Annotated in this window: 13 protein-coding genes; 9 read left to right on the top strand and 4 right to left on the bottom strand. The window is 60.5% G+C overall.

The features are described 5' to 3' along the window. Window positions 1–31 precede the first annotated feature (31 nt). Window positions 32–772, bottom strand: a complete 741-nt coding sequence (gene pyrH, locus Q5Y75_RS02705; protein ID WP_306194064.1) for a UMP kinase — start codon at window positions 770–772, stop codon at window positions 32–34. Between the two features lie 118 nt (window positions 773–890). On the opposite strand from pyrH, the gene miaA reads away from it, so the two are divergent. The 6 genes from miaA (at window position 891) to Q5Y75_RS02675 (ending at window position 9,147) form a co-directional block, all read left to right on the top strand. After that, window positions 891–1,766, top strand: coding sequence for a tRNA (adenosine(37)-N6)-dimethylallyltransferase MiaA (gene miaA, locus Q5Y75_RS02700; protein WP_306194062.1), 876 nt, complete (start codon window positions 891–893; stop codon window positions 1,764–1,766). Window positions 1,767–1,845: 79 nt separating this feature from the next. Continuing rightward, on the top strand, window positions 1,846–2,646 hold the full coding sequence (locus tag Q5Y75_RS02695; RefSeq protein ID WP_306194061.1) for an AraC family transcriptional regulator: 801 nt from the start codon (window positions 1,846–1,848) through the stop codon (window positions 2,644–2,646). A gap of 251 nt (window positions 2,647–2,897) precedes the next feature. Further along, a complete protein-coding gene (locus Q5Y75_RS02690) occupies window positions 2,898–4,568 on the top strand; it encodes an ABC transporter substrate-binding protein (RefSeq protein WP_306194059.1) in 1,671 nt (556 codons plus the stop codon). Between the two features lie 120 nt (window positions 4,569–4,688). Beyond that, the gene (locus Q5Y75_RS02685; RefSeq protein ID WP_306194056.1) at window positions 4,689–5,735 is read left to right on the top strand and encodes an ABC transporter permease; all 1,047 of its coding nucleotides are present in this window, start codon (window positions 4,689–4,691) and stop codon (window positions 5,733–5,735) included. Between the two features lie 15 nt (window positions 5,736–5,750). Next, a complete protein-coding gene (locus Q5Y75_RS02680; RefSeq protein ID WP_306194053.1) occupies window positions 5,751–6,965 on the top strand; it encodes an ABC transporter permease in 1,215 nt (404 codons plus the stop codon). A gap of 94 nt (window positions 6,966–7,059) precedes the next feature. Next, window positions 7,060–9,147 carry a dipeptide ABC transporter ATP-binding protein gene (locus tag Q5Y75_RS02675; RefSeq protein ID WP_306194050.1) on the top strand — a complete coding sequence of 696 codons (2,088 nt, stop codon included), beginning with the start codon at window positions 7,060–7,062 and terminating at the stop codon, window positions 9,145–9,147. A 98-nt stretch (window positions 9,148–9,245) separates the two neighbouring features. Here the strand turns inward: Q5Y75_RS02675 and Q5Y75_RS02670 are convergent, their stop codons facing one another. Then, entirely contained in the window at window positions 9,246–10,901 is a 1,656-nt protein-coding gene (locus Q5Y75_RS02670) for a BCCT family transporter (protein WP_306194048.1), read from the bottom strand. A 117-nt stretch (window positions 10,902–11,018) separates the two neighbouring features. On the opposite strand from Q5Y75_RS02670, the gene Q5Y75_RS02665 reads away from it, so the two are divergent. Continuing rightward, a complete protein-coding gene (locus Q5Y75_RS02665) occupies window positions 11,019–11,975 on the top strand; it encodes a LysR family transcriptional regulator (protein ID WP_306194046.1) in 957 nt (318 codons plus the stop codon). Window positions 11,976–12,021: 46 nt separating this feature from the next. Here the strand turns inward: Q5Y75_RS02665 and Q5Y75_RS02660 are convergent, their stop codons facing one another. Both Q5Y75_RS02660 and Q5Y75_RS02655 read right to left on the bottom strand, forming a co-directional pair. Further along, window positions 12,022–13,161, bottom strand: a complete 1,140-nt coding sequence (locus tag Q5Y75_RS02660; RefSeq protein ID WP_306194043.1) for a cytochrome-c peroxidase — start codon at window positions 13,159–13,161, stop codon at window positions 12,022–12,024. An 83-nt stretch (window positions 13,162–13,244) separates the two neighbouring features. Then, window positions 13,245–13,823: a lytic transglycosylase domain-containing protein gene (locus Q5Y75_RS02655; protein WP_306194041.1), complete on the bottom strand. Its 579-nt coding sequence runs from the start codon at window positions 13,821–13,823 to the stop codon at window positions 13,245–13,247. Between the two features lie 199 nt (window positions 13,824–14,022). Here Q5Y75_RS02655 and Q5Y75_RS02650 point away from each other — a divergent pair, with 199 nt between their 5' ends. After that, window positions 14,023–14,529 (top strand): single-stranded DNA-binding protein, encoded by a 507-nt coding sequence (locus tag Q5Y75_RS02650; RefSeq protein WP_306195674.1) that lies wholly within the window; start codon window positions 14,023–14,025, stop codon window positions 14,527–14,529. Window positions 14,530–14,541: 12 nt separating this feature from the next. Then, window positions 14,542–15,615 (top strand): site-2 protease family protein, encoded by a 1,074-nt coding sequence (locus Q5Y75_RS02645; protein WP_306194039.1) that lies wholly within the window; start codon window positions 14,542–14,544, stop codon window positions 15,613–15,615. The last annotated feature ends 3 nt before the right edge of the window (window positions 15,616–15,618 follow it).

Raw genomic sequence — 15,618 nt, 5'->3', positions numbered from 1 at the left:
GCGTCAACGAGATTCCCGCAGGGCAGATGCCTTAGCCCATCACCTTTGTATAGGTGCCCTCACCGGCCAGAATGCCCCGGAACCCGCCCGGCTCGTCCAGTGAAAACACGATCAGCGGCATGTTGTTGTCGCGCGTCAGCGCAATCGCCGAGGCGTCCATCACCTTGAGGTTCCTGGTCAGCACCTCGTTATAGGTGATCCGGTCATAGCGCTTGGCATCGGGGTTGGTCTTGGGATCGCTGTCATAGATCCCGTCCACCTGCTTGCCCATGAAGATCGCCTCGCAGGCCATCTCGCTGGCGCGCAGGGCGGCGGCTGTATCGGTGGTGAAATAGGGGTTGCCGGTGCCGGCGGCAAAGATACAGACCCGCTTTTTCTCAAGGTGGCGCACCGCGCGGCGGCGGATATAAGGCTCGCAGACCTGATCCATCGGAATGGCCGAGATCACGCGCGTGAACACCCCGACTCCTTCCAGCGCCGATTGCATCCCCAGCGCGTTCATCACCGTGGCCAGCATGCCCATATAGTCGGCGGTGGTGCGCTCCATCCCCTGGGCCGAGCCCTGCAGCCCGCGAAAGATGTTGCCGCCGCCGATGACCATGCAGATCTCTACCCCCATGTCGTGGACCGATTTGACCTCTTCGGCGATGCGCTGCACGGTGGGCGGATGCAGGCCGAACCCCTGATCCCCCATCAACGCCTCCCCCGATATTTTCAGCATCACCCGTTTATACTTGGCTTGCGTCACAAATTCGGGGGAAAGAGAGGTCATGTTGCGCTCCGCTGCGGCACCGGTGTAATTGCGGCGCAAAATGGAGCAAAACGCAGCGAGGTTCAATGCGGGTTGGGTGTCAGATGCTAAGGAATTTGCGGTATGCGCAGGTGCTCACATGAGGCTTGCCGCGCAACTGCCTGACATCCCCGACGACTTGCCGGTTCTGATCGCCGGGCCGACCGCCTCGGGCAAGTCGGACCTGGCGTTGCAGATCGCCGAGCGCCATGGCGGGGTGATCGTCAATGCCGATGCCAGTCAGGTCTATGACTGCTGGCGCGTGATCACTGCCCGCCCGTCCCCTGCGGAAGAAGCCCGCGCGTCGCATCTGCTCTATGGTCACATCCCCTATGACGTGGCCTATTCGGCAGGCCACTGGCTGCGCGAGGTGACGCCGCTGCTGACCGGTTCGCAGCGCCCGATCATCGTGGGGGGCACCGGGCTCTATTTCCGCTCACTGACCGAAGGCATGGCCGACATCCCGCCAACGCCGCCCGAGATTCGCGCCGAAGGCGACGCCCTGTCGCTTGAGGCGCTTCTGGCCGGGCTGGACGCACACACGGCGCACGGGATCGACCGTCAGAACCGCGCGCGGGTGCAACGCGCCTGGGAGGTGCTGCAGGCCACCGGTCGACCGCTCGCGGACTGGCAGGCTGAGACCTCTGCGCCGATCTTGCCACTCGACCAGACTGTGCCGATCGTGATGGAAAACGACCGCGACTGGCTGCTGGATCGCATCGCGCGGCGCTTTGACGCGATGCTGGCGGGCGGCGCGCTGGAGGAGGTGGCCGCCATGCGCGACCGCTATGACGCCACCCTGCCCTCCTGCAAGGCGATCGGCGTGCCGGAACTCATCGCCTATCTCGACGGCGAAATCGATCTTGAGACCGCCCGCGAACGCGCCACCATCGCAACCCGGCAATTTGCCAAACGCCAGCGCACCTGGTTCCGCGCGCGGATGGCGGGCTGGCACAGGCTGCGGCCCGACCTGTGAGTGGCGCGGGCTGGTTGTCCGCCCCGCGCTTTCATGCTGTAAATGGCGCAAACAGAGTGTTTCCCACCGGATCAAACCCATGACGAGCGGACCCGATCAGGCAAATGACGTGCGGCTGCTGAGCCTGCCACAGCTTGCGCCGCTTGGTCGCTGGCAGCTTGAGCTGCCGCACAGCCGCGCCGATCACCTGCTGCTCTGGATCACGCGCGGTCAGGGCGTGGCGCTGTTTGATGGCGCGCGCGCCGGGATCGGCACCCATAACGCCATCTTTGTCCCCGCTCGGCAGCTTCTGGCGATCGATCTGGGACGGCAGTGTTTCGGGCAAGCGCTGGTGCTGCCGGTGGCCAGCGCCCTGTCGCTGCCCGATCGCCCCGTCCATCTGCGGGTGCGCGATGTGGCCACCCAGAACGATCTGGCCGGTCTGCTGGATGCCATCGCCCGTGAACAGGACAGCACCAAAAGCCTGAACACAAAGGCGGTCCTGGCCTATGCCGAACTGGCCGCCATCTGGTTGCAGCGCACCACCGAGGCAGAACCCACCCCACCCCGCGACAGCGCCGCACGGCGATTGGCGCGCCGCTATTTCGACAGGCTGGTGCACGCCCATGCCACCGGCGCCAGCATGGCTGACCATGCCGAGGCATTGGGCGTGACGCCCACCCATCTGACCCGGGTCTGCAAATCCCAGACCGGGCGCACCGCAGCCGCATTGCTGACCAACTGCGTCCTGCATGAAGCGCGCGCCGCGCTGATCCAGAGCAACCGCCCCGCCAGCCATATCGCCAAGGACCTCGGCTTTAGCAGCGCAGCCTACTTTACCCGCTTCATGCAGCACCATACCGGGCTCGCCCCCTCAGCGATGCGCCGCAGCGCAGCATAAGGCCAACTTGCACCTCCCTTAGCCAGGCTTTTGCCGTCAAGTCGTTTTTTTAGCATCCCAATGTCGCTTTTGGACCCCGAAAGGGCGAAAGCGATCGTTGACGACCGGGATTTTCTGTTGCCGTATATTGCAATGGGGAGCTTGAAAGAACCAAAGCGCCATCCGCGCGCGACGGAGTGATATCCGGTACGACTTCTGACGCAGCCGCTCCCGCCTTTAATCAAAAACAAACTCACTCAGGGGAGACCTAAATGACAAACAAAACACTGACAGGAAAGCCGGTGCACCGCGCGGCCGAGATGCATGCTCGCGAGTATCGCGATGGCCAGCTCAGCCGCCGTGAGTTCATGGCGCGCGTGACGGCACTGGGCGTGACCGTGCCCGCAGCCTACAGCATGATCGGGCTGGCCTCACCCGCGCAGGCGCAGGTGCCCGAAAAGGGCGGTACGATCCGCTATCAGATGGAAGTCCGTGGCCTGAAAGATCCGCGCACTTATGACTGGACCCAGATCGCGACATTCACCGCGGGCTGGCTCGAATACCTGGTCGAATACAACAATGACGGCTCCTTTAAGCCGATGTTGCTTGATAGCTGGGAAACCAACGACGATGCGACCGAGCACACCCTGAACGTGCGCAAAGGGGTCAAGTGGAACAACGGCGACGACTTTACCGCCGATGACGTGGCCCGCAACATTGCGGGGTGGTGCGACGGTACCGTCGAAGGAAACTCTATGGCGTCGCGCATGGCCTCGCTGGTTGATCCGGAAACCAACAAGGCGGCCGACGGGGCGATCACGGTCGTTGACTCTCATACGGTCAAGCTCAAGAGCAATAATCCCGATATCACCATTATTCCGGGCATGGCCGATTACCCCGCCGCCATCGTGCACAGCAGTCACGACCCCGACAACATGCTGGCCAACCCGGTTGGCACGGGCTTCATGCTGCCAGAAAGCCACGAGGTTGGCGTCAAGGGCGTTCTGGTGCGCAATGAAGACCATGACTGGTGGGGCTATGCTGCTGGCAAAGGCGGTTACGTGGACCGGATCGAGTTTATCGACTACGGCACCGATCCCGCCGCGTTCCTGGCGGCTTACGAGGCCGAAGAGATCGACATGAACTGGGAATCGGTGGGTGAGTTTGTCGATATCTTCGACGGCCTCGGCCTGACCCGCTCGGAAATCCCGTCCGGCTTCACCATTGTCATTCGTCCCAATCAGCTGGCCGAAGACGCCGATGGCAACAAGATCTACGGCGATCGTCGCGTGCGTCAGGCTCTGGCCATGGCGGTGGATAACGAGGTTTGCCTTGAACTTGGGATGGCAGGTTACGGCATCCCGGCGGATAACTGCCATGTCGGACCGATGCATCCCGAGTTTGATTCCACCATCAAGCGTCTGCCCTTCGATCCTGAACGGGCCAAGGCCCTGATGGATGAGGCCGGCATGGGCGACTACGAGCATGAGGTTCAGTCGATCGACGATGACTGGCGCCGTAACACAACGGCTGCCGTTGTGGCCCAGCTCAACGATGCGGGGATCAAGGCGCGCCACACCGTGCTGCCGGGATCGACCTTCTGGAACGACTGGACCAAGTACCCGTTCTCGTCGACCAACTGGAACCACCGCCCGCTGGGCGTCCAGATTCTGGCGCTTGCCTATAAATCAGGTGAGGCATGGAACGAATCCGGGTTCGCGAATGAGGAATTCGACACCCTGCTGGCAGAAGCAAACTCGATCGCGGATGTGGACCAGCGCCGCGAAGTGATGGGCAAGCTTCAGGGCATCATGATCGACGAGGGCGTGACCATCCAGCCGTACTGGCGGACGGCCATGCGCCACCACCGCGACAATCTGGTGGGTGTTGAAAAGCACATCGCCGACCTGCCGCAGATCTACAAGTTCGGCATCGTCGGCTGAACCACCAAAAAAACACAGTCCGCGCCCATCGGGCGCGGCTTCTTCGTCGACGAACGGAGAACAAAAAAAGCAAAGCGCAAGGTCTGACACGCCTCGCGCCGGCCACCAACAGGGGCTTACATGGGACTCTTCATTTTAAAACGCGTCGGCGTCATGCTCTTGACCGCATTATGTCTGACCTACCTCGTTTTCTTTCTGACCAACCTCTACCCCAACCTCGAAAAACTCGCCAAGACCCAGGGCAACTTCCGGATGTCGGATGAGCAGGTCAGCAGTTTTCTGGAAAAGGGGGGATACCTTCAACCGGTGCCGGTGAAATACGGCGAATGGCTGGGTATTCTGCCGTCTTACCGGCATACGAATGAAGATGGCAGCATTCAGGGACGTTGCATTCTGCCCGGCCAGACCGCCGAGGACTCGCCCGAGTTCTGCGGTATCCTGCAGGGGTATTGGGGCTATTCCACGGTCTTCAAGGATGAGGTCTCCAGCGTTGTCGGAACCCGGTTGGCCCTGACCGGCAAGCTGATGTTCTGGGTGATGCTGCTGATGATCCCGTCAGCGCTGTTGCTCGGCGTTCTGGCGGGTATGAAGGAGGGATCAAAGACCGACCGGACCCTGTCGACCTTCGCCATCACAACGACGGCGACGCCGGAATATGTCTCAGGCGTGATCTTCATCGCGGTCTTTGCCTCTTCTGCCGTTGGGTTGAAATGGTTCAAGGGTACCGCAACCTCGGCGATGGAACACGCCACGTTCGAGAACTTCTTCCTGCCGGTGCTGACCATCTCGCTCTACGGGATGGGATATATCGCCCGGATGACCCGCGCCTCGATGACAGAGGTGATGACGGCGCAATATATCCGCACCGCGCGGCTAAAGGGCGTCAGCTTTTCCAACATCGTGATGAAACACGCGCTGCGCAACGCGCTGATCGCCCCTTTCACCGTCATCATGCTGCAGTTCCCATGGCTGCTGAACGGTGTGGTGATCGTTGAGACGCTCTTTAACTACAAGGGCTTCGGATGGGTGCTGGTGCAGGCGGCGAGCAATAACGACATCCAGCTGTTGCTGGCAGTGTCGGTGGTGTCCGTCATCGTGGTGCTGGTGACACAACTGATATCGGATATCGGCTATGTCTACCTCAACCCGCGTATTCGAATTGCTTAAGGGAGGAGATTGAGCATGGAACCTCTCACGACATTCGAAATCATTACCCGCATCTTCTATCAGTTCACCTCGGTCTGGATTGCGCTGATCCTGCTCTTTGCCGTCTCGATGGCGTTCAAGCGGCGGCTGGGGCTTTATGGCAAGCTCTATGACAGCCCCATTGGCATGGTCGGTTTTGGCCTGGTAATGTTCTGGGTGTTTACCGGCATCTTCGGCGCGATGGACCTGATCGTCACGCAGGATGCGCTGGCGCAGGTCTCGGGCATGAAGAACAAGCCGCCGGGAACCCCGGTGAGCGGTGCCGAAGAAGGCCAGTATGCCTGGTATCTTCTGGGTGGCGACAACCTGGCGCGTGACGTGTTCAGCCGCATGGTCAAAGGGGCCTGGATCGTGGTGCAGATCGCACCGCTGGCGACGGTCTTTGCCTTCATGGTGGGGATCACGCTGGGCCTGCCCGCAGGCTATTATGGCGGGCGACTGGATACGATCCTGTCCTTCCTGTCGAACCTGATCCTGGCCTTCCCGGTGATCCTGCTGTTCTACCTGCTGGTCACGCCCGAGATCGTGGCAACCGGCGTGCCGAACTATATGGCGACGGTGCTGTTTGTGTTCCCCATCGTGTTTCTGGCCGTGTTGCTCAACTCGCGGTTCTATACGCAGCCACGGTTCAGAACGCCGCTGCTGATCGGTGTGCTCGGGGTGGCGATCTGGCTCTACCTGTCGCTGATCTCGAATGACGGCGCGATCGTGCAGACCAGCAGCTATTGGATACCGGGAATCCCGAACATCCTTGATCTGTTCGATATTCCGGGCGGCGTGCTGGTGGTGTTCGTCTCGGTGGTCTTCGTCAACTCTCCCACGGTGTTCCGCATCGTGCGCGGCCTGACACTGGACATCAAGACGCGCGACTATGTAGCCGCCGCGCAGACCCGCGGCGAAGGCCCCTGGTATATCATGCTTTGGGAAATCCTGCCCAATGCACGCGGGCCACTGATCGTCGATTTCTGCCTGCGCATTGGCTACACCACGATCCTTCTGGGGACCTTGGGCTTCTTTGGGCTGGGACTGCCGCCCGAGAGCCCGGACTGGGGGTCGACCATCAATGAGGGGCGCAAGCTGCTCTCGGTCTATCTGCACCCTGCTCTGCCCCCGGCACTGGCCTTGCTGACCATGGTTCTTGGATTGAACCTGTTGGCGGACGGGCTGCGGGAAGAGAGCCTGAAGGACTGATGCAACCGAGGCCGGGGGGCAACCCCCCCGGACCCAGCGGGACATTTTTAGCCGGATGATGGGAAACCCCGCGATCTGGTGAGGAGCAAGCAAGATGAACAAGCTAGCGGATTATGACGGGCCGATCCTTGAAATCGACAAGCTGTCAATTTCGTTTTTCACCCGCCTGCGGGAAATTCCCGCCGTGATGGATTTCTCGGTCACGGTGCAGCCCGGCGAGGCGGTCGGGCTGGTCGGTGAATCCGGGTGCGGCAAATCCACCGTTGCGCTGGGCGTGATGCAGGATCTGGGTAAAAACGGGCGCATCGTGGGCGGCACGATCAAGTTCAAGGGCCGCGATCTGGGTCAGATGAGCGATGAGGAATTGCGCGATATTCGCGGCAATGAAGTCGCGATGATCTACCAGGAGCCCATGGCCTCGCTGAACCCTGCGATGAAGATCGGCAAACAACTGATGGAAGTGCCGATGATCCACGAGGGCGTCAGTCAGGAAGAGGCCTATGCCCGCGCGCTGGAAGTGGTCACTGATGTGCGTCTGCCCGATCCGGAACGAATGCTGAATTCCTTCCCGCACCAGCTTTCAGGTGGTCAGCAGCAACGGATCGTCATCGCTATGGCGCTGATGTCGAAACCGGCGCTGCTTATTCTGGATGAACCGACAACCGCGCTGGACGTGACGGTTGAGGCCGCGGTCGTCGAACTGGTCAAGGATCTGGGCAAGAAATACGGCACCTCGATGTTGTTCATCAGCCACAATCTCGGTCTGGTGCTGGAGACCTGCGACCGGCTCTGCGTAATGTATTCCGGCGAAGCGGTTGAACGCGGCTCGATCAAGGATGTGTTTGACGACATGCAGCATCCATATACACAGGCGCTGTTCCGCTCGATCCCGCTGCCCGGCGCGGATAAGAACGCGCGCCCGCTGGTGGCGATCCCCGGCAACTTCCCCCTGCCCCATGAACGTCCGCCGGGGTGCAATTTCGGCCCCCGCTGCGACTATTTCGAAGAAGGGCGCTGCGACGCGCAGGACATCGTAATGGTGTCGGTGCCCGGCAATGACCGGCACCACACGCGCTGCCTGAAATACAACGAGATCGACTGGAGCGCGCCGATCACCGTCGGCGAGCAAAAGGAAAAGGCCGAGGTCGGCAATGTTGTTCTGAAGATGGACAACCTCAAGAAATACTATGAGGTGGCCGCCAATGCGCTGTTTGGTGGTGGTCAGACCAAGGTGGTGAAGGCCAACGAGACGCTGAGCTTTGAGGCCCGCGAATCCGAGACGCTCGCGATTGTGGGCGAATCCGGCTGTGGCAAATCCACCTTCGCTAAGGTTTTGATGGGGCTTGAGACGGCGACCGACGGGCAGATTCTGCTGGATAACCGCAATATCGAAAGCGTGCCGATCGAGGAACGTGACACGAAGACCGTGTCCGAGGTCCAGATGGTGTTCCAAAACCCGTTCGACACGCTCAACCCCTCGATGACCGTGGGACGACAGATCATCCGCGCGCTGGAGATTTTCGGCATCGGCGAATCCGAGGCCGAACGCAAGCAGCGGATGCTGGAACTGCTGGACCTGGTGAAGCTGCCCCGCGCCTTTGCTGACCGGATGCCACGGCAATTGTCGGGTGGCCAGAAACAGCGTGTGGGCATCGCGCGCGCCTTTGCCGGGGACGCACGGATCGTGGTCGCCGATGAGCCGGTCTCGGCGCTGGACGTGTCGGTGCAGGCGGCGGTGACCGATCTGCTGATGGAGATCCAGCGCGAGCACAAGACCACGCTGCTGTTTATCAGCCATGACCTGTCCATCGTGCGCTATCTAAGCGACCGGGTGATGGTGATGTATCTGGGTCATGTGGTGGAGCTGGGCTCGACCGATCAGGTCTTCGCCCCGCCCTATCACCCCTATACCGAAGCGCTGCTGAGCGCGGTGCCGATTGCGGACACCTCGATCGAGAAGGAACATATCGTGCTGGAGGGCGACATCCCCTCGGCGATGAGCCCGCCGCCGGGCTGCCCGTTCCAGACCCGCTGCCGCTGGAAATCCGAAGTGGCTGGCGGTCTGTGCGAAAAAGACGTGCCGCCGGTTAAGACGCTGGCCGACGGGCATCAGATCAAATGTCACCTCTCCGATGATGTGCTGGAGCGGATGCGGCCGGTCATCAAGATCGCCGCCGAATAAATCACGGCCGTCACAAATTGAAAGGGCTGGGCCATCCGACCCAGCCCTTTCGTTGCCGCCACCATCAGGACTTGGTCGCGGCAATTTGACGTTGTTTCCTATTCAGCAGGCTCCTGCGCCACGGTTGTTGGTATCCCGGCTTTCTCGCGCTTGCCGTCATTGTAGATCGCCTTGATCAGCGCGAAACACTGCAACACCATCACCAGTGAGAAGGGCAAGGCCCCGATCACCATCGCGGTCTGGATCGCCTTGAGTCCACCAACAAGCAGCAGCGCGGTCACCACAGCCCCCAGAGCCACACCCCAGAAGATGATATGCGGGCGTGCTTTGGGACCTTCATCGCCAGCGGCGTTGATGGTGTTCACGATCAGCACGGCGCTGTCCGCCGTTGTGACCAGATAGGTCATCAGCAGCACAACAATCATCACCGACATGGCCCAGCCAAGGAACGGCGTCAGCATGTATTGCACCATGGCAAAAATCTTGTCGCCATCCGGTGCGCTCTTGATGATGCCTTCGGCGCCTTTCAGCTCCAAATCAATCGCGGTGCCACCGGCCCATGTGAACCAGACAAAGCACATCAGCGACGGCACGATCATCGCACCCAGCACGAATTCACGAATGGTCCGCCCTTTGGAAATCCGCGCCAGGAACAGGCCCACAAAAGGCGCAAACGCGATCCACCAGGCCCAGTAGAACACCGACCAGCCGCCCTGCCAGCCTTCGAGCTTGGAGGCGATGCTGTCGGGATCACCGTCACCACCCCAAACCCGGAACATCATGTCCGGCAGCGCGATCATGTAATCCCAGAGGCCCAGGAACAGCGCCTGCAACCCGAAAAAGGTCGAGCCGAACACCAGAAAGAAGGCCAGCAACGCGATGCTGAGCACCATATTGATGTTGGACAGCCACTTGATGCCTTTGCCGACACCTGACAAGGCCGACGCGGTCGAGGCAGCCATGATCACAATGATGGCGATCAGCACCCCGGCGGTGTTGGCCGTGCCTTCGGCGTTGGTCAAGCCGCCAATCCCGATCCGGGTCAGACCCGCAACAAACTGTTCGACACCAAATCCCAGCGTCTGCGCAACACCAAGAATGGTTGCAACCACCGCCACGATATCCACGATATGCCCCAGCGAGCCCGAAAGACGCGCGCCAAAAAGCGGGGTCAGCGATGACCGCATGGTCAGTGGCAGACCCCGGCGATAGGCAAAGAAGCCAAGCGCCAGACCGGCAATCGCATAACAGGCCCAGGCCCCAAGACCCCAGTGCAGGAAGGACCATTTATAGGCCATCCTCACGTTGCCTTCGGTGCTGCCTTCGGTGACGCCCTGAATGACCTCCGGGTTATTGGTCCAGTGATACATCGGCTCGGCCACGGCCCAGGTGAGCATCCCCACACCAATCCCGGCCCCGAACATCATGGAAAACCATGAGAAATTGGAAAACTCCGGCTCGTCACTGTCCAGGCCAAGCTTCAGCCTGCCCGCTGTGGGCCAGATCGCAAAACCCAGACAGCACAACACGAAAAGCGCCACGGTCCAGATATACCAGGCGCCAAAGGATGAAAGGATAAACGCGTTAATCGAATTCAGGACGGCGCCCGATTGCTCCGGAAACGCGATGGCCCAGACCACAAGCCCGCCAATCGCCAGCTTTGACGATATGGTGACGATATGGCTGAAACCCCGGTAAAAACCTTCATCGGCAACGCCGATGGGTAGGTCTGTTAAGGGTGGTTTGATTGACATGTAACTTCCCTGTTCTGTTCGCGGTTTTTATTGTTCGATAGCCCGAGTCTAAGCTAATCGTTCGCATTGGGGAATTTTATTTAGAACCCGGGGCGGTTTTGCAGTAGTGAATTGATTATGGATGATCTTAGCAGTGTTAATAGGAAGCTTAGTCACACGCTTGTAGCGCTACACGCCTTTGATCTGGTCGCACGCTTTGGGAACCTCTCCGGCGCGGCAGAGGCCTTGGGTGTGACGCAATCGGCAATATCGCAGAAAATCAAAGGGCTTGAGGCTGAGCTTGGGGTCACCCTGTTCCGGCGCGAACATCGTGGCGTGAGCTTGACCAATGAAGGCGTGCGCCTGCTGGACACTGTGCGCCCTGCCATGAGCCAGATGGGCCGTTCCGTGGGCTCTTTGCTGGAACGCAAATCCAGACCGCGTGTGCGTATTTCGGCAGATTTTTCCTTTGCGACCTTCTGGCTCCTGCCGCAACTCTCTGACCTGCGCGAAGAGTTGGGGGATGAGATCGAGATCCAGATTCTCGCCTCGCAAGCGCCACCCGAGAGTGGGTCCGACGACTGGGATATCAAAATTCATGTCCAATCCTTCAACACAATCGAGAAAAGGGATGTCGCGCTGCTGCGCGAACGGGTTGCTGCGGTGTGCAGCCCTGGTTTTCTGGCGGAAAACGGCCCGATCACATCCTCGCAAGCCCTGCTCGATCACCAATTGCTGAGCCTGTCAAAACCACCATCCGCCCATTGGCAAACCTGGCAGGGATGGTTCGAAGGGCTGGGCATTTCCGGCGAACGGTCCAAGAACTATATCAGCTTCAACAATTACGACATGGTCACCCAATCGGCGATTGCCGGGAATGGCTTTGCGCTGGGATGGCTTGGACTGATCGATGGTCTGATACAGCAGAACCTGCTGGTGCAGGCGACCGAGGATGTAGTGGTCAGCAATGCGGGCTATGTCATGTCCCGCGATCACTCCAGCACGCGACGGGGCCCGAAATTGGTCTTTGACTGGATCGAACAGCGCGCCGCCAATCCCGCCGCCCGCCGCGCTGTCTCGGCGGCGCAGCTCTGAGCCGCGCCCGCTCCGAAGACCGCGGATTCACCCGCCCGACATTGCCTCAATCGGCATCAACCAGATGTTCATAGCGCGCATCTGTCAGCGTTTTCATGAAAGCCACAAGCGCGTCGATGCGCTGATCATCCAGCGCGGGGGCGTCGGTCAGTTCCTTGAAGGACAGCGTTGACGCCACCTCGGGGTCACGCCAGGGCGCGCCGGTCTCAGGGTTGATCTGACGGGCCGCCGCCTTGGTATTGTATTTGTTGTAGAACAGCACGACGGTCCGTAGATCTTCGAAGACACCATTATGCATGTAAGGCCCGGTCACCGCCACATTGCGCAACGTCGGAACCCGGAACTTGCCCTCCTGCGCCACATCATCGATCTCGGGATTGGCGAGCAACCCGGCATCGGCCAGATCAAGCGGCACGCCATTGCGGGCGCGCACCGCCTTATGGATGGGCACGCCGATATTGTGGTATTCGTGGTTGGTGAAAGTCTCGCCGGGGTCGATCTCGCTGCGCTTGAGCCGATGGCACTGGTTGCAATTACTGAATTGCTGCGAGAAGAACAGAAGACGGCCCAACTCCTCTTCCTGGGTAAGCTGGTATTCCCCCTTGAGAAACCGGTCATACTTGCTGTCAAAGGGCGCAAAGACCTCCGTACGCTCAAACGCGGCAATGGCCGAGGTCATCGCCGCATAGGCCCGATCCGCATCCTCAAACACCGCCTTATCAAACAGGTCCTGCATGGCGGTGACGTAATTAGGGTTCTCCTGCAGGCGTTCAACGACGGCGGCCTTGTCAGCCATCCCCATCTCGATCGGGTTCAACGGAGGTCCGCCTGCCTGATCCTCCAGCGACGTAGCGCGCCCGTCCCAGAACAGACCCCCGGCCCAGACACCCTCTTCGGTGCGGTGCAGCCCCGGCACCAGCGCCGCATAAGAGGCGGTGGGCGCGTTGCGGTCGCCAAGGGAGCCTCCGTCATCCCCCAAAGACACTGCCCGGCCCAGATCGGTTTCGCGCGCATCGGCAAATCCTGCCTCGGGGTCGTGACAGGTGGCGCAGGACATGGTGCGGTTGGCCGACAGGTTGGCGTCGAAAAACAACGCCTCTCCCAACGATTCCAGACTGTCAAGTGGGTCCGCCTGAGCCACGCCGGCCGCGAGGCACAAAAGTGCGGATATCAGAAAGGAACGCATATATGTGGCCTCCGAAGCGCGGGATCATTGGCTTCGTCATACCAGATAAAATCAATCAGGAATTGATGCAACGCAAACCAGCGTCACCCGCCCCAGATCTTTTTCACGTAATTCTTGGTTTCTTTATAGGGAGGTACACCGCCATGCTTCTGAACCGCTTTCGGTCCGGCATTATAGGCGGCCAAGGCCAGAGGCCAGGATTTGAACTCGCGGAACTGGATCGACAGATAGCGCGCGCCACCATCGAGGTTCTCATAAGGATCATGCGGGTTCACACCCAGAGACCGCGCAGTCGCGGGCATCAGCTGCGCCAGACCCAGCGCGCCCTTGTGGGACTTGGCGCGCGGGTTCCAGTTGCTTTCCTGCTGCACCAGACGCAGGAAAAGCTCTTCGGGTATATTGTGCCGCCGCGCCGCGTCGCGCGCCATGGCGGTGTATTGGCCGCGGTATTTGCCGGTATAGCGCTTGTCAAAATTGCCACGGGCCGAGGGCGGACGCAGGCGCACCGAGTTTTCATACTGGCTGGCCCCGCGCGTATCGAGAAATTTCGCCTGATTCTTGAACAGGTCCCTGCGGCTCTTGGTTCCGAACATATCTGCTGCCGCCGGCACCGCCGATAGCACAAGCCCAACAACAACAAGCCCCGATACAAACCTGCGCATACTCACTGCCCGCCTACTACACCTCGACGCGGGACTATACATATTTTGCCCGGAAATGAAAGAGTTCGGGATATGTACCCCGCGCGAGTGGTTCCGTGCTGCTATACCTAGTTTTAACCAAGTTCAGGGCCGTATAGGGTCTCCGGGACGGATCGCGCAGATTCGCGACATCAAGACAGAACAACAGATGGGGAAAGCCATGGCAGGCTCGGTCAACAAAGTCATTCTTATCGGAAATCTGGGCCGCGACCCCGAGGTGCGTTCGTTCCAGAACGGCGGCAAGGTCTGCAACCTACGCATTGCAACCTCCGAGACCTGGAAAGACCGCAACACCGGTGAACGCCGCGAACGGACCGAGTGGCACTCGGTTGCGATCTTCAACGAAGGTCTGGTCCGCGTTGCCGAGCAATATCTGCGCAAAGGCTCGAAGGTCTATGTTGAGGGCCAGTTGCAGACCCGCAAATGGCAGGATCAATCCGGTCAGGACCGGTATTCAACCGAAGTTGTGCTGCAGGGCTTTGGCTCGACCCTGACCATGCTGGATGGCCGCGGCGAAGGCGGCGGCGGTGGTGGCGGCTATGGCGGTGGTCAGGGCGGTGGCTATGACAGCGGGCCGCAGAGCGACAGCTATGGCGGGTCACGCGGCGGCGGCAGCGCCCCGGCCCCGGCCTCGGGCGGAATCGATGATGACGAGATTCCGTTCTAAGGACATGAACCGGTGACATGGTCCTTCCCGATAGGCCGCCTTCTGGGGTCGGAGCTGAGGGTCCATGTCACGTTTTTCCTGCTGATCGCCTGGGTTGGCTTCTCGGCCTATGGCAGCGGCGGCGCCGTGGGCGCCTTGTGGAATATTCTCTTTGTTCTGGCGCTCTTTACCTGCGTCGTCGCCCATGAATACGGCCACGCGCTGATGGCGCAGCGCTATGGAATTCGCACCCCTGACATCACGCTGTTGCCAATCGGCGGGTTGGCCCGGCTGGAACGGATGCCCCAAAAACCCGGCCAAGAGATTGCCGTAGCCCTGGCAGGACCAGCGGTGAATATCGTGATCTGCGCGGTGCTGTTTCTGCTGGGCGCGCGGATTGGCACAGACACGCTCAGCAGCGTCGAAAATCCCAATGCCGATTTCTGGGGCCGCCTGGCGCTGGTGAACCTGTTTCTTGCTGTCTTCAACCTGATCCCCGCCTTTCCGATGGATGGCGGGCGGGTGTTCCGCGCGCTGCTTTGTCTGTGGCTGGATCGGGTCATGGCCACACGGGTCGCGGCCACAGCCGGGCGAGTTCTGGCGCTGGGTCTGGGTTTCTACGGGCTCAGTTCCGGCAATCCCGTGCTGGTGCTGATCGCGGTGTTCGTGTTTTTTGCCGCTGGCGCGGAAAGTCAGGATGTCGCCATGCGGGCCGTCTCGCGCAGCCTTGTGGCGCGTGATGCGATGATCACCAGCTTCGAGACGTTGACGCCTGCCGACACGCTGAATTCAGCGGCCCAGGCGGTGATCCGCAGCACGCAGCACGAGTTTCCCGTGGTTGACACATCCGGCGCGCTGCTGGGCTTTGTGACGCGCGCGCGCCTCTTTGCCGCGCTGGCGGGGGAAGAGCCCCGCACCACCCCGGCGATCTCGGTGATGGACGCGGATATCCCGCGCGTTGCGCTGACCGATGGGCTGGAAAGAGTGCTGGAGGCCCTGCATAACGGCGCCCCGGCCGTTGCCGTCTGTGCCGCCAACGGGATCATGCTGGGATACATAACGCCCGAGAATATCGGCGAGCTTATGGTGATCCAGGGCCGTCGTTGATTT

This window comes from Ruegeria discodermiae, from assembly GCF_030758345.1.
Taxonomy (GTDB): domain Bacteria; phylum Pseudomonadota; class Alphaproteobacteria; order Rhodobacterales; family Rhodobacteraceae; genus Ruegeria_C.
The sequence above is the reverse complement of the archived record's forward strand: the minus strand, read 5'-3'. Positions and strand labels throughout refer to the sequence as shown.

Coding starts and splice junctions, on each gene's coding strand:
- Q5Y75_RS02675 (WP_306194050.1), top strand. CDS start 7,060: ATGAACAAGCTAGCGGATTATGACGGGCCGATCCTTGAAATCGACAAG.
- Q5Y75_RS02660 (WP_306194043.1), bottom strand. CDS start 13,161: ATGCGTTCCTTTCTGATATCCGCACTTTTGTGCCTCGCGGCCGGCGTG.
- Q5Y75_RS02690 (WP_306194059.1), top strand. CDS start 2,898: ATGACAAACAAAACACTGACAGGAAAGCCGGTGCACCGCGCGGCCGAG.
- miaA (WP_306194062.1), top strand. CDS start 891: ATGAGGCTTGCCGCGCAACTGCCTGACATCCCCGACGACTTGCCGGTT.
- Q5Y75_RS02685 (WP_306194056.1), top strand. CDS start 4,689: ATGGGACTCTTCATTTTAAAACGCGTCGGCGTCATGCTCTTGACCGCA.
- pyrH (WP_306194064.1), bottom strand. CDS start 772: ATGACCTCTCTTTCCCCCGAATTTGTGACGCAAGCCAAGTATAAACGG.
- Q5Y75_RS02655 (WP_306194041.1), bottom strand. CDS start 13,823: ATGCGCAGGTTTGTATCGGGGCTTGTTGTTGTTGGGCTTGTGCTATCG.
- Q5Y75_RS02665 (WP_306194046.1), top strand. CDS start 11,019: ATGGATGATCTTAGCAGTGTTAATAGGAAGCTTAGTCACACGCTTGTA.
- Q5Y75_RS02670 (WP_306194048.1), bottom strand. CDS start 10,901: ATGTCAATCAAACCACCCTTAACAGACCTACCCATCGGCGTTGCCGAT.
- Q5Y75_RS02650 (WP_306195674.1), top strand. CDS start 14,023: ATGGCAGGCTCGGTCAACAAAGTCATTCTTATCGGAAATCTGGGCCGC.
- Q5Y75_RS02680 (WP_306194053.1), top strand. CDS start 5,751: ATGGAACCTCTCACGACATTCGAAATCATTACCCGCATCTTCTATCAG.
- Q5Y75_RS02695 (WP_306194061.1), top strand. CDS start 1,846: ATGACGAGCGGACCCGATCAGGCAAATGACGTGCGGCTGCTGAGCCTG.